Annotated in this window: 1 pseudogene; it reads right to left on the bottom strand. The window is 42.6% G+C overall.

Annotated features, from left to right (window positions below):
* Positions 1–318 (bottom strand): annotated as a pseudogene (locus PLA23_RS12875) (hypothetical protein); the annotation flags it as partial.
* Between the last annotated feature and the right edge of the window lie 318 nt (positions 319–636).

Genomic DNA, 636 nt, shown 5'->3' with positions numbered 1-636 from the left:
GACTGCACGGAAGACCGGTTCAGTCGTCAGGGTCCCGACATTGAAATAATATACCACCAGATGGAGAATTCCAAAGAAAAGGGCAAGATATACTGCATAGCGCTTATACCAGATTGCTGCAAGGAGGATGATCAGATAGAATAAATGGGTATAGACATACGATATCTTCAGACTGTAATGAATAACATATTCAAGGAGAATCCCCAGGAGAATAAAGATTATCAGAGATAATATCTTTGACCTGGTAACAAAAATCTGACAGAAATCATCCAGTGAAAAAGACATCCCGGATAAGTATTGACACCTCCCTGTACTCATACCTGTCGTCGGTCAGAGGCACACCGGGTTGTTGTATAACCAGATCAATTGGAGGAGGCCGTTTCTTTGAATATATGTGTGAATCATCGTTTCTTTTCTGAAACCTATACATCTTTATACTCTAGTGATAAGATTACTCCCAGGGAACCTTCATGGATGAGAATCGCATCTCTTATCATGAGTCGGTGAAGACCGCTTATAAACGGATCAAAGAAGATGGAATGACGAACATCTGGGACCGGTTTGAAGCGCAGGGCCTTGGTGATCCGGACAAACGATGTGCATTCTGCATGGGCGGGATCAGATGTGATTTCTGTT

The sequence above is a fragment of the Methanospirillum sp. genome (genome assembly GCF_035406105.1).
Classification (GTDB): Archaea; Halobacteriota; Methanomicrobia; order Methanomicrobiales; family Methanospirillaceae; genus Methanospirillum.
This window is presented reverse-complemented; position numbering and strand designations above follow the sequence as displayed.